Origin of the sequence: Lysinibacillus xylanilyticus, from assembly GCF_001183605.1 — a bacterium.
Classification (GTDB): domain Bacteria; phylum Bacillota; class Bacilli; order Bacillales_A; family Planococcaceae; genus Lysinibacillus; species Lysinibacillus xylanilyticus.
Genome location: NZ_LFXJ01000010.1, coordinates 397,548 through 420,823, shown reverse-complemented (window position 1 = coordinate 420,823; position 23,276 = coordinate 397,548). Strand labels below are relative to the sequence as shown.

The 23,276-nt window shown below is 35.6% G+C and carries 20 protein-coding genes and 1 pseudogene; 1 reads left to right on the top strand and 20 read right to left on the bottom strand.

What is annotated here, in order from left to right; translation table 11 throughout:
- Window positions 1-212: 212 nt before the first annotated feature.
- The 5 genes from ACZ11_RS19525 to ACZ11_RS19505 all read right to left on the bottom strand — a co-directional run bounded on the left by ACZ11_RS19525 (window position 213) and on the right by ACZ11_RS19505 (window position 5,436).
- Window positions 213-788: an RloB family protein gene (locus ACZ11_RS19525; RefSeq protein WP_049668198.1), complete on the bottom strand. Its 576-nt coding sequence runs from the start codon at window positions 786-788 to the stop codon at window positions 213-215.
- Window positions 789-1,104: 316 nt separating this feature from the next.
- Window positions 1,105-2,388 carry an AAA family ATPase gene (locus tag ACZ11_RS19520; protein ID WP_049668197.1) on the bottom strand — a complete coding sequence of 428 codons (1,284 nt, stop codon included), beginning with the start codon at window positions 2,386-2,388 and terminating at the stop codon, window positions 1,105-1,107.
- Between the two features lie 360 nt (window positions 2,389-2,748).
- Window positions 2,749-3,921 carry an MFS transporter gene (locus tag ACZ11_RS19515; RefSeq protein ID WP_049668196.1) on the bottom strand — a complete coding sequence of 391 codons (1,173 nt, stop codon included), beginning with the start codon at window positions 3,919-3,921 and terminating at the stop codon, window positions 2,749-2,751.
- A 153-nt stretch (window positions 3,922-4,074) separates the two neighbouring features.
- Entirely contained in the window at window positions 4,075-4,386 is a 312-nt protein-coding gene (locus ACZ11_RS19510) for an ArsR/SmtB family transcription factor (RefSeq protein ID WP_049668737.1), read from the bottom strand.
- A gap of 123 nt (window positions 4,387-4,509) precedes the next feature.
- Window positions 4,510-5,436 (bottom strand): NAD-dependent epimerase/dehydratase family protein, encoded by a 927-nt coding sequence (locus tag ACZ11_RS19505; RefSeq protein ID WP_049668195.1) that lies wholly within the window; start codon window positions 5,434-5,436, stop codon window positions 4,510-4,512.
- Between the two features lie 429 nt (window positions 5,437-5,865).
- Between ACZ11_RS19505 and ACZ11_RS19500 the strand changes: the two genes are divergently transcribed.
- Window positions 5,866-7,326: an IS1182 family transposase gene (locus tag ACZ11_RS19500; RefSeq protein WP_049665626.1), complete on the top strand. Its 1,461-nt coding sequence runs from the start codon at window positions 5,866-5,868 to the stop codon at window positions 7,324-7,326.
- Window positions 7,327-7,461: 135 nt separating this feature from the next.
- On the opposite strand, the gene ACZ11_RS19495 is transcribed toward ACZ11_RS19500, so the two are convergent.
- The 15 genes and pseudogenes from ACZ11_RS19495 to ACZ11_RS19430 form a co-directional block, all read right to left on the bottom strand.
- Window positions 7,462-7,989, bottom strand: a complete 528-nt coding sequence (locus ACZ11_RS19495) for a YceI family protein (protein ID WP_049668194.1) — start codon at window positions 7,987-7,989, stop codon at window positions 7,462-7,464.
- A 296-nt stretch (window positions 7,990-8,285) separates the two neighbouring features.
- On the bottom strand, window positions 8,286-9,047 hold the full coding sequence (gene srtB / locus ACZ11_RS19490; RefSeq protein WP_236690910.1) for a class B sortase: 762 nt from the start codon (window positions 9,045-9,047) through the stop codon (window positions 8,286-8,288).
- 9 nt (window positions 9,048-9,056) lie between these two features.
- Window positions 9,057-9,827, bottom strand: a complete 771-nt coding sequence (locus tag ACZ11_RS19485) for an ABC transporter ATP-binding protein (RefSeq protein ID WP_049668192.1) — start codon at window positions 9,825-9,827, stop codon at window positions 9,057-9,059.
- Window positions 9,796-10,799, bottom strand: a pseudogene (locus tag ACZ11_RS19480) (FecCD family ABC transporter permease). Before ACZ11_RS19480 ends, ACZ11_RS19485 begins: the two are co-directional and overlap by 32 nt.
- A 134-nt stretch (window positions 10,800-10,933) precedes the next feature.
- On the bottom strand, window positions 10,934-11,848 hold the full coding sequence (gene isdE, locus ACZ11_RS19475) for a heme ABC transporter substrate-binding protein IsdE (protein WP_049668190.1): 915 nt from the start codon (window positions 11,846-11,848) through the stop codon (window positions 10,934-10,936).
- Window positions 11,849-11,863: 15 nt separating this feature from the next.
- Entirely contained in the window at window positions 11,864-13,144 is a 1,281-nt protein-coding gene (locus ACZ11_RS19470; protein ID WP_049668189.1) for an NEAT domain-containing protein, read from the bottom strand.
- A 205-nt stretch (window positions 13,145-13,349) separates the two neighbouring features.
- Window positions 13,350-13,487: a hypothetical protein gene (locus ACZ11_RS26440; protein WP_161804482.1), complete on the bottom strand. Its 138-nt coding sequence runs from the start codon at window positions 13,485-13,487 to the stop codon at window positions 13,350-13,352.
- A gap of 307 nt (window positions 13,488-13,794) precedes the next feature.
- Window positions 13,795-15,255, bottom strand: coding sequence for an NEAT domain-containing protein (locus ACZ11_RS19465; RefSeq protein WP_049668188.1), 1,461 nt, complete (start codon window positions 15,253-15,255; stop codon window positions 13,795-13,797).
- Window positions 15,255-15,860: a heme uptake protein IsdC gene (gene isdC, locus ACZ11_RS19460; RefSeq protein ID WP_049668187.1), complete on the bottom strand. Its 606-nt coding sequence runs from the start codon at window positions 15,858-15,860 to the stop codon at window positions 15,255-15,257. The genes ACZ11_RS19465 and isdC overlap by 1 nt, the downstream gene beginning before the upstream one ends.
- Window positions 15,861-16,107: 247 nt before the next feature.
- Window positions 16,108-16,677 (bottom strand): manganese efflux pump, encoded by a 570-nt coding sequence (locus ACZ11_RS19455; protein ID WP_049668186.1) that lies wholly within the window; start codon window positions 16,675-16,677, stop codon window positions 16,108-16,110.
- Window positions 16,678-16,879: 202 nt separating this feature from the next.
- Window positions 16,880-17,059, bottom strand: a complete 180-nt coding sequence (locus tag ACZ11_RS19450; RefSeq protein WP_134008738.1) for a hypothetical protein — start codon at window positions 17,057-17,059, stop codon at window positions 16,880-16,882.
- Window positions 17,060-17,252: 193 nt separating this feature from the next.
- Entirely contained in the window at window positions 17,253-18,251 is a 999-nt protein-coding gene (locus ACZ11_RS19445) for an HD domain-containing phosphohydrolase (RefSeq protein ID WP_049668184.1), read from the bottom strand.
- 66 nt (window positions 18,252-18,317) lie between these two features.
- Entirely contained in the window at window positions 18,318-19,811 is a 1,494-nt protein-coding gene (locus ACZ11_RS19440) for a helix-turn-helix domain-containing protein (protein WP_049668183.1), read from the bottom strand.
- Between the two features lie 1,338 nt (window positions 19,812-21,149).
- Window positions 21,150-22,550 carry a sensor histidine kinase gene (locus ACZ11_RS19435; protein ID WP_049668182.1) on the bottom strand — a complete coding sequence of 467 codons (1,401 nt, stop codon included), beginning with the start codon at window positions 22,548-22,550 and terminating at the stop codon, window positions 21,150-21,152.
- On the bottom strand, window positions 22,551-23,264 hold the full coding sequence (locus tag ACZ11_RS19430; RefSeq protein ID WP_049668181.1) for a response regulator transcription factor: 714 nt from the start codon (window positions 23,262-23,264) through the stop codon (window positions 22,551-22,553).
- Window positions 23,265-23,276 lie beyond the last annotated feature (12 nt).

The window sequence follows — 23,276 nt, the reverse complement described above, 5'->3', positions numbered from 1 at the left end:
TTCTATCATTTATTGGTTTAAGGACGTGTCATATGTACAGTTCAATTGTCATGGCTTTTAAGGTTATTTATTCCCCAATACAAAAAATTTATTTATCTATATTCTTGAGTGGAAGATAAATAAATCTTAGTAATCGTCGCATTGAAAAAGTTCCACTCCGATCAACTTAATATATGTCGTACTTTTAATAATTGTTATATTGCTGAAAGAAGTTAAAATATGTATTGTATCATTTCATGTATGTTGCAATAGGGATTGTCACGGCTTTCCGTCTTACGAAGTGCCATCATATCTGTGCAATTTTTAATAGCGACCTCATGTCGAAGTGCGATAGGTGCAATAACTGACTCATCCGCTTTATGACGAAAATAACGTGTTACCCCAAGATGCTGCTCCATCTTGTCATTTAATACAGCTCGAGGATACTTTTCAGATAGATCGACTTCTTCAAAATGCAACAATAGCCATAATTCGAATGCTTCATTTGAATAGGCAATATGAATATTATTCTCCTCACAAAAGTCATTAACTTCCTCTAATTGCTTTTCAGTTAAATCATCCTTATCAAAAACAATCCAAACTTCATCAAAATATTGGTAGCTTGAATCTCGATAGGCATGCTGAGCTAGCTTAATAGCCGAACGCTTGACGTTTTTTATTTTGACGCTTACCATTTTTGAGCGCTTTAAAATACGCATTTGCTCAAAATAAATGCGTTCGGTTTCACCTTCACAATAAATTAAAACTGTTTTACGCAGTGTTCGATTCCCTTGTTGACGCACTCTCACTGCTCAAACACCCCCCACTTCCTATCAAATATATCTCTGCTTAATGGCTGCTGTCGCTTCGCTTTCGCACAGATAAATTGCCACAGGACGTGGCGTTCTTAGACTGAGTTCCTCAATTTCAGCGGGTGTTTGGATTCCCGCTGAAAGCAGAAGATCAATTATGCCTCGGCATAATTGCGTCCGGAATCGGCTTTGTGCCTGCACAAAGAATTCCTTTCCGATTCCGTGACATCCGCCGGAGGCTTTAGGCCAACACGAAGTTGGTCACTCAGTCGTTGCCACAGGACGTGGCGTTCCTAGACTGAGTTCCTCTATTTCAGCGGGTGTTTGAATTCCCGCTGAAAGAAGTTAAATATTGATCTGATAAATATTCATTAATAACCGGTGTAGCCCCAAATTCTCCTTTTAAGTAACGCTTGGCATAGGAAATATCCCCACGTTTCTTCTGTAAATCCGCAAAATCAAATAAGGAGTATAACTCGGATTCATTTTTAAAGCTTTTATTTACAAACCATATTTGATCGGAACGTAGTGGCTGATCTAATAAATCAATTGCATGACTTGTAACAACAAATTGATTCGTAACGTTACGCTTGCTGTTCATAATGGCCATTAAAAATTCGCAGATGGACACATGAAATGCTGTATCAAATTCATCTATAAAAATCGTCTTCCCTTTATTGTATGCATCGACCATAACACATGCTAAATGTAGCATACGGACTGTCCCCTTTGAATCCATCGTCCAATTGATCGTTTCTGTCCCGGTCGGCGCACCTGCTTCATCGAACGATAAATAGTGCAAATCGATATCTACCTCTTGAATAACCTCTGGAGTGTCAAAATCATAGCCAATAGTATTTTTCGCTCTTCGCTCAACGCGTCTTGCCGTCACATCTTGAATAGAAAAGTCTGCAATCTTTAGTAACTTTATAACCTCTTTTTTAAAGGGCTCCTCTTCAAGTTTACGAATAAGTGGATGACTTGATAACCGATTTGCTTCATCTAAAAACAGTATTTTATGTAAAAACCAATCAAATATTTTCGTAGCATCTGGGTCATTAAAGACATTTAATACTGATAAGAAAGCTGTATTATTACGCGTATATTTTGTCAATTCTAGCGCTGTGCTTTGGGCAGTTTCATACAAATATTCTGTCCCATCCCATTGTCTAGTAAAGATTTGAACTTTCATGGACTTTGTCGTTTTAGTTAGGCCTTCGTAAAGAACCTGAGATGCATTATACTGTACCTCATAATCGTACAGCACCCCATCTAATAATAACGAAATCATAAATTCTGTCGGTTGTTCTTGCCGACCCCCTAGTTTAAACGGTTGGTAGGGCAATCGTAGTTGTTTAACATTATTAAGATTTTCAAAGTTAAACAATAAAGAACGTAAAATTTTAATAGCAGTGAATAAGTTCGATTTTCCACTTCCATTTGGTCCGAAAATAAAAGCACTTTTTACAAGGCGAAACGAGTCAAATTTCATCGTATGTGTGTCCTTTAATTTTCGAATTCGGCTTCCCGCCACCATCGAAAATAGCGTTTCATCTTTATAACTTAAGCAATTTTTCACTCTGAAATCTACCAGCATTTGTAAGCCTCCGTTCAATTCCGCAGCATTCCTTTAAACAATTATTATACTATAGTCGCAAAAAAAGACATATTACTCAGAATAATACTAATTAAATTCAGAGTGAATCTATAAATTTCGCCTTGGCGTAATTGCTCCGAAGGCTTTGGGCCAACAGATGTTTTTTGCGCGAAAGCGTAGTGCTAACGTAGCGTCAGCAGCAAATGTTTTTTGCGCGAAAGCGTAGCGTCAGCAACGTGTTTTGTCTGAGTTCCTCTATTTCGGTCATAAGACATTTGTAACTGCCGTTTCACTTACGCTATAAAAGACATTTGCTGAAAGAAGTTAAAGTTTCTCGTTTTTCTGGAACAGACAACACATTTAATTTGATGGCGATGGAATACTAGAGTTGAAAAGTTTTATTTTTATTAATATCAATACTAAAGAAAGTAGTGAAAAAATAAAGCCACTCCAAATAAGTTGTTGAATTCCTAATTGAGAAATAAACCAACCCCCAAAGGATGTTCCTAAAGTAATTCCAAGATTTGAAAATGAAACAAATAAGCTATTACCAAATTCAGGGGCTTCTTTAGCTTCACTTATTAACCATGCCTGACTAACGATTAAACCGCCAGAATGTACGATTCCCCAAATGAATACCATAAAAATCATTGGAACGAAATAAGAACCTAAATAATAAACGAATAAGTAAACGAATAAATATAATACCGGAAATAAAATTACAGTTTTCAACATGTTTTTTTGCAAAAGAAATCCAAATAAAAAATTACCTAAAATCATAATTACACCAAATATTAGCAACATAATACTAATCGATGAGCCATTCATGTGAGTGACTTTTGCAAGGTATTCAGCAAAATAACTGTATACCGAAAACATAGCTGCAAAAATAAATATAACAGTTCCTATATTTAACCATAACTCAGTTTTTCGTAATATACCGACTTGCTTGCCAAAAGACATTTTTTCTTTAACAGGCATAGAAGGAAGCAAAATTAATATTCCTATAAAGGCTACAGCATTTACAATCGCTCCAAACAAGAAAGCAATTTCTAATGAAAACTGTTCTGCAAGATAAGAAGTTAATGGTACACCTAAAGCAAAGCCAACCGTAACTCCCAAGAAAACTTTAGAAACTGCTCGACCGCTTTTTTCTGGAGGGACAAGATTAGCTGCAGTTACAAGAGCTATTGAAAAGAATAGAGGGTGAAGTGCAGCAGGTATAATACGAAAAATAAGCATAACTTCAAAATGTGTCGTATAAGCATAAAAAATATTAGAAATAGCAAATATAAATATTGTTGTTAATAAAAGTAGCTTACGATTAATCCCAGACACAAGTAATATTAAAAATGGCCCAGAGATAGCAACAACTAGAGCAAAAATACTTACTAATAAACCTGATTGTGCGGTTGAAATCTCAAATTTCCGAGCGATTTGTGGTAATACTCCGACAATACTCATCTCTGTTGTAATAATTCCAAATACACCTATTGCTAGTATAAAAATAAGTAAAGGATTTACTTTTCGCATTAATAAAAATCTCCAATCTTAAATTGATTTAATTGTTGAGCATTGTGACAAATATTGATAGATGCGAAATCATAACTATTCAGAATATATATAATTCTATATATCTGTATAATTAGATGTATTGAACCAAAAAAAAGAAATCCTCCTTTCTATTTATAATTCTTTTTGAACGTACTCTCGAAATTCTTGTATTGTTTTCTCATTCCGACGATAATAAGTCCACTTTCCAATACGTTCGGATTGTAATAATCCAGCTTGTTGCATAGTTAATAAATAATTTGAGATAACCGATTGAGCTAGTCCTGCTTTCGATTGAATATCTCTTACACATACTCCAACTTGAAAACTAATTCCTTGTTGTAAATAAAGTTTTTCATCAAAAAATTCCTCTGGATTCTTTAACCATAATAATATTTGACGTCTTGTATCGTTTGATAATGCTTTATAGATTTGTGAAGGTTCCATAAAATTCATTATATCTATTTTTATAGATTTGTAAACGGGGCTTTCAAGAAATTTCAAATAAAGAATCCGATATGTAATTAAAAATTCAACGCCAAGGTTCCTAATCTCCTTGGCGTTGTTAAGTTAAATCTCCACTATCTTTTCATTTTGTAATGCTTGCAATGTACGCTCTATGCCTTCCGCAAAAGTAGTTTTTGGTCTCCATCCTATTGCTTTCGCCAACTTTTCATTATTTAAAAATGAATGTTCAATATCCCCTTCTCTAGCAGGGGCATATTGAATTTCTAAAGGATGATTTAAATGCTGTAATAATAAAATGACTTGATGAATCGACCATGCCTCATTTGTTGATACGTTATAAATGCCCTGTAATCTAGCCTGTACACCAGCATAAATAGCATCTGCAATGTCATCTACATATATGAAATCTCTTGTTTGCTCTCCATCTCCATAAATTGTAAATGCCTTTCCTTCAATACTGCTTCTTAGCATGCTAGGAATAACCGCAGCTTCCCCCCGCATACATTGCCTTGGACCGAATACATTAGCAAACCTGTAAATTAATGTTGGTAAATGATAATCCCTTTGCCATTTTTCACAGTATGTCTCACCAATACTCTTGTTTAATCCATACATCGAAATCGGTTCACTAACATCTGTTTCTTCTAATGGAGGATAGTGACTATCTCCATAAACAGCTGCTGACGAGGCAAAAACGAAATGCTTTACCTTATATTTTGACGATAAGAAGAGCATCTGACTAAGCCCTACAATATTAGTTAAAACATCTTTCACTGGCTCTTGCACCGATTTTTGAACACTCGTTTGCGCTGCACAATGGATTACTACATCAAATGATGTTTCTTTAAAGAGATGCTCACAAACTTCATCTTCTACATTCAAAAGATAAGATTTATGCTCAAAGTCGACATTGCGTAAATGACCGGTACTTAAATTATCAATAATATAAACATTTGCACCCTCTTTAAAAAAACGCCTCGCCACTGCACTACCAATAAAACCATAGCCGCCTGTCACTAATACATTCATCCCATCGCCCCCAAAAACAATATGATGTTTTATATGCAGTAATTACTAAAATTATGCAAGCAACCTATTTGTTATGTTTTTTGGGGCAACGTTTTTTTTATTTATAAAAAAAAGTGCCCGATATAATTGAGGTCACTGAAAAAGTCCATATCTTCTTACATTGCGAGGTATTCAACGATTAAATCGTTGAATACCTCGCTTTTTTCATTTGGCACTGTGACTCTACTGTTGTTTTCCGAAGCATTCCGCTCGCTTTCCGCGGGCGAGCGCCGAGCCTCCTCCTACGCTTCGCTTCGTGCGGGGTCTCGTCTGTCTCGCTTTCCCGCAGGAGTCAAGCGATGCTTCTCCAAACAACGCAATGTATCACACTATTATTTTAGTCTCGCTTTCCTTTATAATGAAAGAATTAATGTGCAGGTGGTGCCCCCGATGATTTCAAATCAAGAAACCCTTAATTTAAGTCCATATATGGCGATCTACGATATTGTTGTACCAAAAGATAATATACTTCGCCAAATCAATGAACTTGTTGATTTTTCATTCATTTTAGAAGAGTTAAAAACAAAATATTGTTTAGACAATGGACGTAATGCCATTCCTCCAATTCGCATGTTTAAGTACTTATTATTAAAAGCGATTTATGATGTATCAGACGTCGATCTTGTAGAGCGTTCAAAGTACGATATGTCATTCAAATATTTCTTGGATATGGCGCCAGAAGATCCAGTCATTGATTCAAGTTCGCTTACAAAATTTCGTCGGCTTCGTCTCCAAGACGTAAGCTTATTAGACATGCTCATTGGGAAAACAGTTGAGATCGCATTGGAGAAAAAAATCATCAACAGTCAAACGATTATTGTGGATGCCACACATACAAAAGCACGTTACAACCAAAAAACACCTAAAGAATTTTTACAAGAGAAATCAAAACACGCTCGAAAAGCTGTCTACAAAATTGACGAATCGATGAAAGACAAATTCCCCGCAAAGACCACTTCTAACGAAGTAAAGGATGAATTAGCTTACTGTAAGGAAGTTATTTCAGTCATTGAAAAGGAACCACAAATTGCACAAATGCCAGCTGTCAAGGAAAAGCTGAATGTTTTAAAAGAAGTCGCAGAAGATTTTCAAGAACATCTAAATTACTCTTCTGATGCGGATGCGCGAAAAGGGCATAAGACGTCGGAATCTTCTTTCTTCGGGTACAAGACACATATCGCGTTGAGTGATGAACGTATTATTACAGCGGCTGTCATTACAACAGGTGAAAAAAACGATGGGAAATATCTTCAAGAGTTAATTGAAAAAAGCACACAAGCAGGTATGAAAATTAATACAGTTATTGGAGACGCAGCTTACTCTGAAAAGGCAAACATCGAATATACTAAAGAAGAGAAAATCGCACTTGTGGCAAAGTTGAACCCTATTCTTACACAAGGACCACGAAAAGAAGAAGACAAGTTTGAGTTTAATAAAGATGCTGGAATGTTTGTTTGTAAGGCCGGTCATCTCGCGACAAGAAAAGCACGTACGGGTAAAAAAGGAACGAGTATGAGTCAAAGTCAGACATATTATTTTGATATTGAAAAATGTAAAGTATGTCCAATGAGAGAGGGCTGTTATAAAGAAGGCGCAAAAAGTAAAACGTATTCTGTCACAATTAAGTCGGATGCACATGCCGAACAAGAGGCATTTCAAAATACGGAAGCTTTTAAGCAATTAGCCGCAAATCGCTACAAAGTAGAAGCGAAGAATAGTGAATTAAAAAACGGACACGGGTACGATACGGCATCGACTGCGGGTCTATTTGGCATGGAAATTCAAGGTGCTACAACGATATTCGCCGTCAATTTGAAACGGATATTAAAGCTACTAAACGAAAATGAATAAGGAATAGAGACAGAAATAAGGCACTTCCTGTTCAAAACTGAACAAGAAGTGCCTTATTTTTATCTGAAAAAGGTTCGCTTTTATGAAAACGTAAGTTTTTCAGTGCCCGATATAATTCGAGCACTTTTTACAAAATTAAGCTGGGTTTACTTCCAGTTCAACTGTAATTTTGATGTCTTTCCCAACTAGAACACCGCCAGTTTCCAATGCAGCATTCCAAGTTAAGCCAAAATCTTCACGATTGATTGATGTTGTAGATTCAAAGCCATAAACTTCTTGGCCCCATGGATTCGTACCTTTACCATTAAATTCAGTATCAAATGTTACTGATTTTGTTACGTCTTTAATTGTTAAATCACCTGTAATCGCATATTCATCATCTGATTTTTTTGCAATGTTTGTTGACTTGAATGTAATTGTCGGATATTTTTCAGCATCGAAGAAATCTGCTGCTTTTAAGTGATTATCACGATCTTCACTACGTGTATTAATGCTAGCTGGATCAATTGTAAGGCTAATGTTTGCTGTTGTTAAATCTGCAAGATCTGCCGCTTCAATATCTGCTGAATAAGTATCGAATACACCTTTTACTTTTGAAACCATCATGTGTTTTACTTGAAAGTTAATTGCTGAGTGTCCTAAATCAATGTTCCATTTTGCCATTATAAATTCCTCCAATGAAGTTGATTTTATCTCGATTTCGAGATATATTTTATAATATGAAGCAACTACATAAATTATGTCCCCAATATTTTAAGGGTTACACATTTGTAGTTACTTCTTTTGTACATCCTAGTTAAACGTAGTTACGAAAAGTAATCAATTACTTTCTGTAACCTACTATATATTAATAATTTACTTACGTCAAGTTATTTATAAAAAGATTTTTAACTTCTTCCTGCTAAGCATTTTGCTAATAAAAAAGCAGCTCCCCATTGAAATGGGAAACCACTTATCTATTAGCGTTTCACTAATTTACCTTGCACTACAAAACGATGGTCGTCACTCATGACAGAATCCTTACAAGTGGATAGTGTAAGAATTTTGTCTTCTGGCCCAATCTCTACATTCATTTCGATTGCAGAGTGTGCTTGAATCTCGTCCAAAAATTTCAGGAAAGTATCGTTGCTCTTAAATTCTGTTTCAATATAATAAAAATCAATTGTAGTTTCATAAGCAGCAAAGACTTCAACGTCATAGCTTTCATACAGTGTGTCTAAATAAATGATAGGATGTTCGTCTACATATTGCTGATTTAAGTAATTTTTTAGACTCCCAAACATCGTATTATTCTTCATGGCATGGCCGTACAAAATAGTATTTCGGTTTATATCCTGCACATCATTACGATAATCCATAAATACACTACCTGCACGGCTTTCTCGGTCTTTAAAATTATGATTTAAATAAAAATCATTATTTTCAGCTTGTAGGATTGGATTATTGAGCTTTGTCCCGTCTGTAGAAATCCATCCAACAATATTGTTATTGACAGATAGTAAATCATTGAATTGTGGACGGATCGTAAAAGGCGTTGATGAGGTTTCCACCGCTTCATCTTCTAGAGTAGTCAAAGTTGATTGATAAATCGTTTGTACTTCTTCCAGCGATTTTGAAGTCTCATAGTACGTGTATAAGTACTTGGCTAATGAAAAGCCTGAGTATAAGAATATAGCTAAATATACAAATGTTAAAAACTTAGATGTCCATTTTTTCATCATATCACCTATTTATATTCCAAGAGGGACCATGTAAAATCCAAGCAACTCGTCCTCATTGAAAACGGCTTCAACTCCATAGACTTCTTTAATTACTTCCCTTGTAATGACGTTGCGGGGTGCTCCCTCAGCTATTATTTGTCCTGCTTTCATCAAAATAATTTGATCGCTATAGCGAATCGCCTGATTTATATCGTGAAGCACCATAACGATTGTTAAGCCATGCCCCTCATTTAATGATTTTACAAGCTCCAATAACTCAATTTGATAATAAATATCCAAATATGTTGTCGGCTCATCCAAACATAAAATTTCAGATTGCTGGGCTAACGCCATAGCAATCCACACACGCTGACGTTCTCCACCTGATAAAGCCTCTAAATCGGTATTTCGTTTTTCTAGTAAGTTCGTACAAGCAAGTGCCCATTCAATAGCTTTGGTATCTTCATCATCATTTCTTTTTAGCATTGTATGATACGGTAAACGTCCAAAGCTCACCAATTTTTCTATTGTTAAATCCTTTGGTACATCATTTTGTTGATAGACAACTGCTAATTTTTTTGCAAACTCTTTTGGCTTGTAGTGCATCAAATCCTTATTTTCTAATGATATATTCCCCGATATCGGTCTATTATTGCGGGACATAACACTTAATAATGTTGATTTTCCGCAGCCGTTTGGACCGATAATCGTTGTGATTTTTCCCTTCTTAATTATCGTCGATACACCGTCTAAATGATTTCGAGTATTATCATGTGATACGATAATATCTTGTATTTCCATGTCTTCTCACTCTTTTCGTAATAGGAATATTAAGAATGGTCCACCGATAATCGCCATAATGGTTGAAGCTGGTATTTCAAGCGGTGTAGCAATTGTGCGACCAATAGTATCTGCCACTAATATTAATAATGCTCCAGCTAAAGCTGTAAAAGGTATGAGCACCTTATGATCGTGCCCAACTAAACGACGAGAAATATGTGGCACTAACAGACCAACGAACGAGATAACTCCCGCTACGACAACAGAAACAGCCGATAATAATACCGCAACAGCAGCTATTAATAGACGAGCACGAGCTACTTGAAAACCTAGACTTTTCGCTGTTTTGTCTTGTAATACTAGGAGATTACACCAGCTATATAACGCAAAGGCAGCTATTAATCCGACAGAACCATAAGTAACAATTGTTGATACATCCTTCCATGTACGCATCGTTAAGTTTGAATCTACAACGCCAGTAGCTGAAGTACTCAATGAGCCGCCTAAACTAATGAAAGCCTCTGTTAACCCAGTGAACATTGCATTAATAGCAATTCCGACTAAAATTAGCTTCAAAGGACTTAAGCCCGACTTCCATGACAATGCAAAGACGAGGGCGCAGGCAGATGCCCCACCAATAAATGCTAATACAGGTGTCAAAAAAAATAATGTTGGAAAGAAAGAAATAATAAAGAGCTGTACAAATGCCGCTCCTGAAGATATACCAATAACACCTGCATCAGCTAACGGGTTACGCATCACAGATTGTAATAGGACCCCTGAAACAGAAAGTGCTGCACCAGCAAATAGCGCAACAATGATTCTTGGAAATCTCAAGTCGCGGATAGCATCCATTTGACTATTTCCTTTATCAAATAATGCACCAATAAATTCAAAGAACCCCATTTTAATGCTACCTGTAGTTGCTGCATAAACTGCTGAAACTAGTAATAATACAATTACAATAGAAAAGCTTACAATTTTGTTTGTCATCTTAGACTTCCTTTTTCTTTTCAGATTCCATCATGTTATTTGTACATTTCACACCCCACGTGATTCCCTACTAAATAGAAGATCGCTCTATAGCAAGACAATGCTTGCGATATGAGCGACATTTCTACTGACTATTAACGATAAAAGATTTCCATTAGCCGTCCTAAAGCTTGCGGCACTTTTAAGGACGCTGTAGTACCGAACAATTCTTCCTCTAAATCATACACTTTACCATTTTTTACTGCGTCAAAATGTTTCCAAATATCATTCGTTTTAAATTCCTCGTCAAACATTTTTACAACTTCGTCTGGCATACCATGCGATAAACGTAAAATTATATCAGGGTTACTGTTGTGCAGATACTCAGTATTAGAAGACAAATATTCAGCATCCTGCCCTTCCATTACATTAATACCGCCTGCCCGTTTCACAAGATCACCTGCATAAGAGTTTTCAGTTGCAACTAAATAACTACCTGGAATGCCAAGTAAAATTAGTACACGAGGTCCCTTCTTGTTACCAGCTACTGTTTGTACAGCATCAATATTTTTTTGCAAGCCATTCACTAACTCATCGGCTTGTGCTACGCGATCATAACGCTCACCGAGGGTTCTAATTTCGGAAAGCATGGCATCCACACTTTGAAAGTTTAAAAAATCAACTGGAATTTTCAACTGCTCAAATTTGTCCTGTAAGTCATATTCTAACGTTGACACTGATAACACATCTGTTGGATTTAATGATTTAACAATCTCCATATCCGGCTCCATTGCATTGCCAATAGTAGGGAGACCATCAAAGCGTTTTGCTAATGTTTTTTCTGTTTCAGGTACTGCTATAGCATCTATATCAAGCTTATCTAAAATTTCTGCAATAACAACTGTACCTGCAATAATACGTTGTTCATTCTCTTCAGCAGTTTTACTTAATTGCTCTTCAGCAGATGTCTCTTTTTCTTCTCGCTTATCACCATCGTTACAGCCAGCAACTACTAAAAGTAATGACATAAGCGCCATCATAAGCAGCCAACATTTCCAGTTCTTTTGCATAAAGTCATCTCCTACTTATTTTTGTTCAGTCACATCTTTTTTGGAATTTCTGATACGACGAACGAGCAACCAGCCCGACAAAAGACAGATTACTACAAGCAATACTATCTTTATGACATTCAGCTGAAAAAGCTGCTGATCGACTTTAGAATTCTTTACTACTTTTTCAGTAGATTCCTCTTTAACATCAGATTCTTTGGCTTCATCTTTAACAGCATCCTCAACAGGTGCGTCAAGTGTACGATCAAATGCTAACTGCTCCTCCTCTGGCACAGTTAACGTTGTTCGAAATGATGGTAATGGCCGTGACATCTGATTGGGTTTTACCACCGTTTGATGCTGTGCTACCACCGGCGCCTTTTTCACTTCTTCTTTAACAATTACAGGTGGCTTTTCATTCGCTACTTGCTTAGAGGGTGCCGTTACGGCAGGCTTATTTAAAAACTTTGCTACCTGCTGTTGATCAAATTTTAGATTTACGAAATATTCATGATGATAAGAAATCTCAGGAATATCTACCTTCACCCACATTCGTATTGGCTGTTCAAAATTCTGAATTTCAAATTCGATAATTCGAACATTGTCTACAAGTGAAATGAGTTTTGGCTCTACCTGTTTACCTTGTTGATCTATAGTTAAGCTTGTTATCCAAATAGATTTTAAAATTGTCATATGGGCATAATATTTGCCGTTTTTTTCTTTTATTTTTGCAACAGGATTTACATATGTATTCATAATGGATTGTTCGTTTTTTCCATCTACTAACAATATGTAATTCATTGACCATTCCTTATCATAGATTTCTTCTGAAGTAGATTCTTTGATTTCGTTTTCTGGAATAGCTTCCTCATCCTTTGGCACAATTGTTGAAATGGTTGTTAACTGTAATTGAAGCTCCTGTGAAAAAAAGAAATATTCCTGGGAGGATGAAAGTGCCATCTCGCCTTTTATGATAATAGGCTGATGTAAATCCTTGACATCAAATTGAACTAAATTTTCAGTCTGATCGCTTAACGAAAGCTCATTTTTCAACTGTTCGATATGTATATCTCTTATACTCAATGGCTTATTTATAGCTAAATTTAATCTATACTGACCGTTCTTTACATCAATTGTCGCCAATTCGCTAAAAATGTTGTCTTTTACTCCATCTAGAGATGAAAAACTTAGTTCAACTTGATAGCTCCCATTTTTTAATACAGACTCTTCAGCTTTTGCCTTAAACGTAGCAAATGGAGAAAAAGACATCAGTAAGATAATACTAAAAATGAATACTCGACATATTTTTCTATTCACTGTGTAAATCCCTCCAATATCTATCAATTATGCCTCGGCATAATTGCGTCCGGAATCGGCTTTGTGCTAAGGCCTGCGTGATGCGGGTTAGTTAGCCTGTATTAACTCCTTTCCGATTCCATGACATCCGCCGGAGGCTTTGGGCCAACAGATGTTTTTTGCGCGAAAGCGTAGTGCTAACGCAGCGGCAGCAACACGATGTTGGTCACTCAGTCGTTGTTGTTGCTGCCGCTACGCTTTCGCACAGATAAATTGCCACAGGACGTGGCGTTCTTAGACTGAGTTCCTCTATTTCAGCGAATGTTTGGACACCCGCTGAAAAGTCACTTGAAACCGCATTCATCACACCATCATAGAGGTGTGACTACTGTACCTGTCACTTCGCTTTCGCACCAAAACACTTGTAACTGCCGTTTCACTTTCGTTACATAAAACACTTGTAACTGCCGTTTCACTTTCGTTACATAAAACACTTGTAACTGCCGTTTCACTTTCGTTACATAAACACTTGTAACTGCCGTTTCACTTTCGTTACATAAACACTTGTAACTGCCGTTTCACTTTCGTTACATAAAACACTTGCTGAAAGAAGTTAAGAGCACAGAACTTCCTTCCTCTAATAGGCGAGAAAGGAAGTTGCTGTAACCGTACTATTTATTCATGTATTGTAATGAGCCGTTTAAAATTTTTGCCATTTGTGTGCGTTTCAATGGGCTGCTTGCATTAATAACAGTTTTACCTTTAACATCTACAGATCCAGTCATGATTTTACCAGCATATAGAAACGCAAAGGCTTTTCTTGCTTCTTCACTTGTGACAGTTGCTCCATCAGCATAATAAGGTAGACTTGGATCACCATAGTTCATTTCTTTTCCTGCAACATGCGCTATTGTACGGTAAATCATCACTGCACCTTGTTGTCGAGTAAGTGTTCCATTTGGATTAAAGTTCTCAGCTTTCATCACAATCCCAGCATCAGCTAAAGCATTGATTGCTTGGACACTTTCTGCGTCAAGTTTCGCTGTATCTTTAAACCCAACATCTTTTGTAGAAGATAAATTTAATGAACGAGCAATCATTAACGCAAATTGAGAACGTGTAATATTGTCATTTGGTTTAAAATTATCTTGCCCTTTAACAATTCCCTTACTGTATAATGCTAAGATTGCTTCTTTATTAGCATCATTACTAATATCTTTAAATGGATTCACAACTGGTTTCACTGTGCCTTCCACAGCAAAGCTAAATTGCACTTGGTGATTCGAGTCATAGTTTACGCCTTTGTCTGGCTCATTCACAACAATATGCAACTGAGCATTCACTAGTTTTTTTAAGTCTGCTACTTCAAATGAGTACTTACTAGTATTGGTTTTATCGTCTTTACTTACTAAAGTTGCTTCTTTTCCCTCCACTGTGAATCCTTTAACATATTGACCTTGAGGGAATGTCATAGTAACTATGTTTTTACCATCTACTACTGATACGTCTACTTTTGGTTTAATATATTGCTTCATAATAGATTCTTCAGAAGTACCGTTTTTGTATACAGTGACAGCCACTTCATTTACTTTAACTTCTTCAGATTTCCCTTTTTCTTCTGTAGTAGTTGCTTCCTTATTTTCTACTGCTTTTAAATCAAAATCATACCACTTGTCCATATTAGCTGAAGCTACGACAACGTGAATTTTTGCTTGTAATACTTCACCAGCTACCACTGGGAAACTGTATGTAATTGTTCCATCTGCATTTTTCACTTCAGTAGCATTTACAAACTTATCACCTTGCTTTGTTTGTAAACCTGCAATCATTGGGGCAGATTTTGCTGCTATCGTTAATTTCGCCTCAAATTTCCCATCCTTTTCAACGATTGTGCCTTGTGTTACAAGATGAGAGCTAATTGCAGGTTGGGGTTCTGTTGTACCAGGCTTAAAGATTTGGAAATCAACAATAGTGCTAGTATTCTCTGATTTCGTGACCTCTGCTTTTACTTCAGTATTTGTAGTCGTTACTTCAGTTACCTTTGCAGATGCAAATGATGGTGCTGAAAGTGATGCTGCTAGCAATGAAGCTAGTACTATTTTTGTTGCGCGTGATTGTTGTTTTTTAGCCATTATTGACCCTCCGTTTTTGTTTGTAGTTTTTTTCTATAAAGTAAAAATGCTGATCCCACTAATGCCACAATGAATAAATATGGTGTTACATCACTTGTTTGTGGATTCGGCACATGACTTTCAGAAGAGTTTGTTGGAGCATTAGTAGTTTTCGAATCTGATGTTTTTGTTATTGCTGTGCTTCCTTCAGATGCTGCATCAAATACTAGTGAGACGCTGTATTCATGATGATAATTAATATCGTCAATATCAATTTTCATAGAAGTCACAACTGGATTCGTTAAATCTTTAACAGTAAATTGTACAGTACGAGTATCTGTTGCTTTATCTTCACTTACTACAGTTGCTCCACCAGGTGGTTGGAACTTTGTGATCCATGCACTATTTTTTAATGTGATTTGAACAGTAGCTGTTCCATTTTTCAATGTGACCTTTGCTGGTTTTATAAAATAATCATTTGCAATGGATGCAGAGTTGCTCTCAGGTTTATTGACCTGATATTTTATCGAATGTGTGCCGTCAGCTAGTTGAGCAGATGCTTGTGGTAACGCAAAGTTACATACAAACAAAGTTACAAGCATGACGAACATTATTATTTTCTTCATGTGTTGCACGCCTCCTCTGAAAAAATATTGAAAGTATTTTATTGAAAACGAAAATCATTCTCAATTATACTTCTATTACCAAGAATAATCGTTAATGCCAGTGTATGTCAACAACAAAACCAAATTCGTCCTCAATATGTCAAAATTACCATAAGAAAAAGAAATACCACGTAAATAACATGTGATATTTCCTATATTTTTAAAAGACTCTTTCTATTTATTCATCTTAACTAGACATCTAGTGTTTTTAAGAAACTATTTCAATGATCGCTATTAGAATAAGTAACCACCCTGAAATAGCAGTTGAGTGTTTTCCGATAAAAGTCTTGGTAAGCAAGGCTCCAAAATGAACGCCAGCACCTACTGTTATAAACGAAAAAATACCGATAGAAATAACTGTCCAGATCGCAGAAATACCATTGGCTCCAAGTGCTATTCCTCCAGCTAAACAGTTGGCAGATAAGACAAAGCCGAGCGTCATTGCTTCTCGAATTGAAATTATATAATTTTTATCCTCGTCAAATACTTCGGGATTCCCCAATATTCCTTGTTTAGAAAAGCGACTAGATAATAAAGTCCATATCCCAATAGCACACAGTAAAAGACTTCCTATTAAATTTGCGAAATCTGGAGAGATAAAATTAATAACTACGCTTCCAGCTGTTACTGCAGCGTATGTGACGATCATTGAAATTAGAGCTATAACCGCATTGGATAATACGGGTATTTTCACTCGCTTAATACCATAGGCGAGACCAATCCCTAAATTATCTAAGTTGGCAGCTATCCCAATAAGAATGATGGCTATCCAATGCATTCTTTTCCTCCTCAATAACGTAAAATCCATTCTCACATAGGATATGAAGGGAAAAAATTTTTGTTCATCTATGTTTTGAACGGAGTTAATCGTAGAGAAATTGAAGTTGCCCTTGATTCAATGACTATTTCACATACTTAAACCCGCGGAAGACTCAAAATTTCTAACGTTTTTTCGTCTTTTACCCGCGGGCACTGTTATCTTATAGCTTGAACTTATTCAATTGTTTGGAAATCTTTTCAGCAATATTTGCAGTTTCCACGGATGACTCTGCGACATGCTGTATAGCTTGCAATGTTTCTGAAATACTCTTCGCCATATCATTTGACTGATCAGATGACTCTATAGCAACATTTGATACATTTTCAATTGTCCTACTCATATAATTTTTTAAGCTCATCACCATAACATGGGGGTTAATTTCTGTTCCGACTGTGCGCTTTCCCAGGGGTCCGTGGCTCTGATCCCTAAGGAGTCACTCAGCCTTCCGATTTTCGGTATAGTCATTTTTAACAAAAAAGATTAAATATGGAAATAAATTATTGTAGTTTCCCCTATAACTCATAGTTTTGGACTTATAGAAAAATACTATTTTTATGAATAACCTTTTCGATAAACACTTCTACTAAATTAGGTTCAAACTTAATCCCCTTCTGTTCATTTAAATAAGAAAGGGCCTCTTCTTTTGTCCAAGCTTTTTTATAAGCTCTATTCCTAACTAAAGCGTCATAAACATCTACTATAGATATTACTCTCGCTTCAAAAGGAATTTCTTCTCCTTTTAACCCCATTGGATATCCTGTTCCATCCCAGTTTTCATGATGGTGTTTAATAATATTTTCAGCTATTTTTTTGTCATCAAAAACTTTATTGTTCATTTCATCAGCTAGTTTATTCAATACATCTACACCCATAAGAGGATGCATCTCGATAATTTTTTTCTCATAGACTGTTAGTGGCCCAGTTTTATACAGGATTGATTCCGGTATTCCCGATTTTCCAATGTCATGCAAAACACTGTATTCAATAATTTTACTAACATACTCTAACGATAAATTATAAGTTCTATCTTCAAAGAGGTTTAGCAAGAATTCCTCAACTAAGTTTTGCACATTTAAAAGATGTTCTGCTATATTCACATCGCGCATTTCACTTGACAGAGCTAACAACTTAAATAACTCCTTTTGATCTATTTTGTGCTGATTTACTTCATCTATTAATAGTTGTTCTGCTAAGCGCATAACTCCTACATAATAAATAATTCCTTTTATTTCAATTGGCGTAATCGTTATAAATGAGTATCTTAGCTCTAATGATTTGTTGACATTAACCATTGTCCCAGACCATGGCTTTCCTTTTTTTAATGTACTTTTTAACGATTTATACATAACAAATGGCGTTACACTTGATTTTAAACACTCTAGTGGTAATCCGATAAGAAATTCTCTTTTATAGCCGGTGATTGCTTCATATTGTTGATTTACATCGATAATTATTTGATCTTCATCAACGATTACAACAGCATCACCCAATTTCAAATAATACGATAATTCATTTGGTGTATTTTTACACATTTAGACCACCCCCATCAATAATTTAATCATTAGCAAAACTCATCCCCAAAATACCGATTAATTTCTTTAAACTTCACTTAATAAAGTTTTCAATAGTAGCTTATTTGGCTGTTGATACTTATTAAAATAGATTTCATGTAATCTTATTGATAACCTTTCATAATCGCCTTTTTGCGGAACTGTATTCCATACAAATATATCTTCTAAGTCTTTGTAAATATTTAAGTATAGGCGATCTGTTATAATTAGTTCTGCCTCTTCATCTCCAGAACATAACTCAACATGGACAAAAAGACGTTTTATTTGACTGAATAGATAAGGAACATCATTAATCATTGAATATATTTTTATTTTAATGGTATCTCTATTTACAAAATCAATTGTTTGTTTTAATAATTTATGATATCGACCAATTAATATTTCTTTGCGTTTAAATACGATCGCGAACGCCTCATTTTCCAATAGCCGATCGTAAAACTGATTCATGATTTCTATTTGAGCACTTTCATGCATTTCTAACCGCTTTTTATAAAGATCTTCTTTGAATAAATTAGCTGGACCAGAAAAGGTTAAAATAAAATAATGAAGATGCAGTAAGTTTACAAAGAGTGCCCCATATACTTCTACATCTAAAGTAACTGAAAAATGCTCTATAAATATTTCCATCCAATATAAAGTTGCTTGTATAAACAATTCCTGATTATGGTGCTGTGCAAAGTTCATCAATAAACTTACTGCACTATCTTTCTTCTGATAATGTCGCATACAACTAATAATGGAGAATGAAAACATTGTTTCTAATTCAATTTCTTCATCTGTTAAATCAGTAAATTCCTTAAATATAAACTTAATTTTTTTCGATAATTGCTCATAGTTATGATGATATTTCGTAAAGTTTGCATACATTGGATTATATTCAATTAAGCAACCTAGTTTTGCGCGTGTTAAGCAAGTAGCCAGCCAATATAAAAGTTGTTCGGAATAGGCTATATCTACATACTCCATTAATTCAATTATTTCTTCTCTTGCAACTAGAGCAAATGGCCATTCCTCTCCCCAACATGAATTCCAGTAGAACAAGAAATAAAAATAACGAAATTGCTTTTCTGTCCCTTCAAGACTGACTTCCGCATAAGATGTATACTTCAAGTAAAATTGATCTAACAAAGGCTTAACTTTTTTTATTCGTCGATATACGGATGCAGGGCTAGTGAAATTATCCAAAACAAACATGTTAATATCAAAAAATTTATTGTAAAACATCTCATCAAAAGCTTTATATGTTAAGGAGTTTTGTAAATAATATCTTTCTATAGTCTTCATAGAAAAATTATCTTTATAAATTAATTGAAAATACTTAAGCTCTTCTTTTTGGATAACAGCAGATTCGGTAATAAATTCTAAATCAATTGCTATCTCATCTACTATTTTTAAAATTGTTCTTTCAGACAAATCCATCATTTGAGATAACTCTAAACTTGAAAATAGTCTCTGTTCTTTGTAAATATGATGTAGTACATTCACTTTTTGCAAAGGTAAACGATCCAAAAAATTATACATAAAAACACCTCAATGTCTCCACCGGTAAACCCCAGCTGTGTCACACTAATAAACCCTTTATTTGAAGTTAGATAAGCTTATATAATTCTTATCAATACATTCTATTCCCGTTTTTTACGACACTAAACATTAAAAAGCATTATTTTCGATACTTTATAACTACTCTAGATAATAATTGTTGCTAATAAAGCAGATGTTAATGAATATATAAATTCCCTTTTAAACAACAAATGCATCTTATTTTCATCAAATTCACTCATTTTGAGAAACTGTGAATAATTCCTCTAGTTTTTAAGGATATTTACACTATAACAGGCATTTTTAAACAAACAAAATCACTTTTTGTTCGTTTCCGTGCAAAACTTGATAATCCTATAAATCCATTCAAAATATCTATCTTTTAGGGATATTCAATTCTAATTTTTCATCTTTAAACTAGACCATCTACAGAATTTCTATCGTTCTCAATGCCACAGTCTTTCACAAGGTTAGATGTAAAATACAAACGGTGGTATACATATCTAAAATAGAAAAAGAGATGTATCAAATTTCGAAACATCTCCCTTCATGGTTAGACTTATAAATCAAGCGCTCTGTATATGAACGCTGTAAATTGTCTACGTATTAAGTTCATATTGAATCTTCAATTTTCTTAACGCTTGATGTGGATTCCAACCTTTATAACACTCAAGCTTGTGATAGCATCTCCCTAACACGCTCTGTCCTCTATTTCTAAAATTGGCTGACCTTCTATCTCAGTAGGAATAACAATATCCTTGATTCATCCTTAATCGTACAATGGCAACACTGCCACTCAAACTCTCTATTATATAATCCCCTTCACTATCACTGTATTCATAAGTAGATAGATTACAATGATAGTTAAGATACTATCAAAAGTATAACAGTCAATAGTAAGCTAACTTTTTTCATTTACTACAAAATCTCCTTACTGTATTAATCAAGAAAATCAATATTTTAATATTTTACATTTGAAACTATAGCATCACCTATAAAATTAAAAAAATCAAAATTTGTTAGTTTTCGAGCAAATTTTGATAATCTTTTTTCTTGCAATTTTGAGTTTCATCAAAATCAGCACCATAACTTCAACCACGGCTCATTCCTTCCCCTTAAATCCAGCGATATATTGAATACAAAACACTTGCTAGCCATTACTTGCGGTAGCCTTCTACAAAAGATAAAGTGCAACATTAACCAGTGAGGGTTACGTACAGATAATATGGGATAAATTATTCTATGAAAAAAGACATTAGTTTTTATAACTAATGCCTCGTTTAAACTCTCTTAAGTATTTTATTTTCCTTTTATTTCTTCCTAATTTTCTACACTTTGTTGATTCACAGGAAATTCCATAATAACTTTTAGACCACTTTGATCTACACCACTTTCAAGAATTAGGCGACCATTGTGCGCCTTCGTAATCCTTGCCACCATTGGAAGCCCCAGACCGTGCCCTTGCTTGATAGTTCCCTTTCTCTTTGGTGAATAAGGTAGCTCGGTAATATCCTTTAATTGTTCTTGTGGGATACCTAGACCATTATCCGTTACGATAAATCGATACTTGGAGCCTTCCTTAGATAAGGTGGTTTCCAGTATGATTTCGCATCCCTCTGAGTTGTGATGCATACTGTTTTGAATAAGATTGTTAATTGCTCTAAATAGCAATTTCTCGTCACCCATGATTTGTGCTGCTTCAGCGCCCAGTTTTAAATCAATAGAATAGCGCTCATCTATTCCGCTATTAAAAAAATCAGTGGCAACTTGTCTCGCCAAAACCGATAGTCGGATGTTCTTCAAATGTAAAGGTTGCATTTCATACTCAAGCATCGAGACCAAATTCAGATCACTTACAAGTGAACGTAGCTTCTCGCCTTGACGCCGGATAATGCCAGCTTGATGTCTCTGCTCCTCTGGTAAGTCTGAATTTTCCTCCATGTCACTTGCATAGCCGAGAACTAGGGAGAGCGGTGTCCGAATATCATGAGAAATTCCAGCAATCCAGTTGGAGCGTGCCTCATCGCGTAGCTTCAAAGCGTCCGTTTTATGTTGAAGCATAGTAGACGTGGAATTAATACTCATTGCCAAATCACCAAATATTCCTTTGGAGTCCAGCTGAACCACTTCTTCCTTAGCAAGATTATGAACCCCGTCTACAAGCGGACGCACCTTTCTTATAAGTCTTGTTCCAATCATGATAGATATCAGCAAAGCAAGTACTACGTTAGAAATCAGCAACAGTATAAGTCTCAAAGGGAGAGACCCTACCCATTCTGAAAGATAATCAAATTGATACTTCCAGTGGCTTTTCTTTGGATATCCTACCACAATAAGACCATCTTGATGCTCCCAAGTATAAACAGGATATTCCATAAGATAATATCGTGAAAGCTTGGCTACTTCGACTAGACTATACGATTGCGGAACATCATTAGGTAAATGATAGCCCCATTGCACACGACCATCTTCACCGATTAACATAGTCCATGCATTATTTTTTTGTAGAAGCTCAGCAGTATGCTCGTTCAATTGATAGTTGTCGCCCTGCTTTTTTATACCCTGCGCTACTTGCTTCACTACGTCTTCCGGGGAAGGAGACTGATTATTTTCTGTGAACACTAGCACCCATAACATTGTGAAGTTAAAAATAAGCAAAAATATTGAGATTAAGATAGTGGCAGCAACAAATCGTCGTAATATGCGACTAACTCCTTCCACTTATTTTGTCTCCTTCACTAACAGTTTATATCCCAGACCCCTAACAGTGAGAAGATAAATTGGTTTGGAAGGATCCGTCTCGATTTTTTCACGAACTCGCCTAATATGTACCATCAATGTATTTTCATAACCGTAGCTGTCGTCTCCCCAAACTGCCTGACATAGGGCATCACTTGTAACAATTCTCCCCTGATTTTCATACAATTTCACAAGAATAGCATGCTCCTTTGCCGTCAATGGTAGCTCCTTTTGATTCTTGTATACGACTGCACTTTCCAGATTAATTGTCTGTTCTCCAAGTGGGAAAACAGACAACTTCTCCGAAATAGGAGAGGAGTAAACCCTTTTCAGAATTGCCGTAAGCCGTAATACTAGTTCTCGCGGTAAAAACGGCTTCACAATATAATCATCTGCCCCTAGCCCGAGTCCAAGTAAACGATCTTCATCCTCGCCCCGTGCCGAAAGAAAAAGGACTGGCATTTCCGAGAATTGTCTGATGGAAGACAAAAGTGAGAATCCATCGTCATCAGGTAGCATGACATCAAGAATTGCTATATCCGGCTTTTCTGTTTGGCAGATTGACAGGGCCGAGCTGCAATCAGTTGCACTATAAATTCGGAAAAAACCATCTTTTCTCAAAAAACCTTCAATCATTTTTCTGATTTCTGGTTCATCATCTACAATTAATATTTTTTTATCTTTTAAATTTTCCACGCTACATCACCT

Excerpts from the sequence above, each read along its gene's own strand:
- ACZ11_RS19440 (WP_049668183.1), bottom strand. The coding sequence starts at position 19,811 with ATGTATAATTTTTTGGATCGTTTACCTTTGCAAAAAGTGAATGTACTA.
- isdC (WP_049668187.1), bottom strand. The coding sequence starts at position 15,860 with ATGAAGAAAATAATAATGTTCGTCATGCTTGTAACTTTGTTTGTATGT.
- ACZ11_RS19515 (WP_049668196.1), bottom strand. The coding sequence starts at position 3,921 with ATGCGAAAAGTAAATCCTTTACTTATTTTTATACTAGCAATAGGTGTA.
- ACZ11_RS19495 (WP_049668194.1), bottom strand. The coding sequence starts at position 7,989 with ATGGCAAAATGGAACATTGATTTAGGACACTCAGCAATTAACTTTCAA.
- ACZ11_RS19465 (WP_049668188.1), bottom strand. The coding sequence starts at position 15,255 with ATGGCTAAAAAACAACAATCACGCGCAACAAAAATAGTACTAGCTTCA.
- ACZ11_RS19505 (WP_049668195.1), bottom strand. The coding sequence starts at position 5,436 with ATGAATGTATTAGTGACAGGCGGCTATGGTTTTATTGGTAGTGCAGTG.
- ACZ11_RS19445 (WP_049668184.1), bottom strand. The coding sequence starts at position 18,251 with ATGTGTAAAAATACACCAAATGAATTATCGTATTATTTGAAATTGGGT.
- ACZ11_RS19455 (WP_049668186.1), bottom strand. The coding sequence starts at position 16,677 with ATGCATTGGATAGCCATCATTCTTATTGGGATAGCTGCCAACTTAGAT.
- ACZ11_RS19450 (WP_134008738.1), bottom strand. The coding sequence starts at position 17,059 with ATGAGTAGGACAATTGAAAATGTATCAAATGTTGCTATAGAGTCATCT.
- isdE (WP_049668190.1), bottom strand. The coding sequence starts at position 11,848 with ATGCAAAAGAACTGGAAATGTTGGCTGCTTATGATGGCGCTTATGTCA.
- srtB (WP_236690910.1), bottom strand. The coding sequence starts at position 9,047 with ATGATGAAAAAATGGACATCTAAGTTTTTAACATTTGTATATTTAGCT.
- ACZ11_RS19520 (WP_049668197.1), bottom strand. The coding sequence starts at position 2,388 with ATGCTGGTAGATTTCAGAGTGAAAAATTGCTTAAGTTATAAAGATGAA.
- ACZ11_RS19510 (WP_049668737.1), bottom strand. The coding sequence starts at position 4,386 with ATGGAACCTTCACAAATCTATAAAGCATTATCAAACGATACAAGACGT.
- ACZ11_RS26440 (WP_161804482.1), bottom strand. The coding sequence starts at position 13,487 with ATGAATGCGGTTTCAAGTGACTTTTCAGCGGGTGTCCAAACATTCGCT.
- ACZ11_RS19485 (WP_049668192.1), bottom strand. The coding sequence starts at position 9,827 with ATGGAAATACAAGATATTATCGTATCACATGATAATACTCGAAATCAT.
- ACZ11_RS19500 (WP_049665626.1), top strand. The coding sequence starts at position 5,866 with ATGATTTCAAATCAAGAAACCCTTAATTTAAGTCCATATATGGCGATC.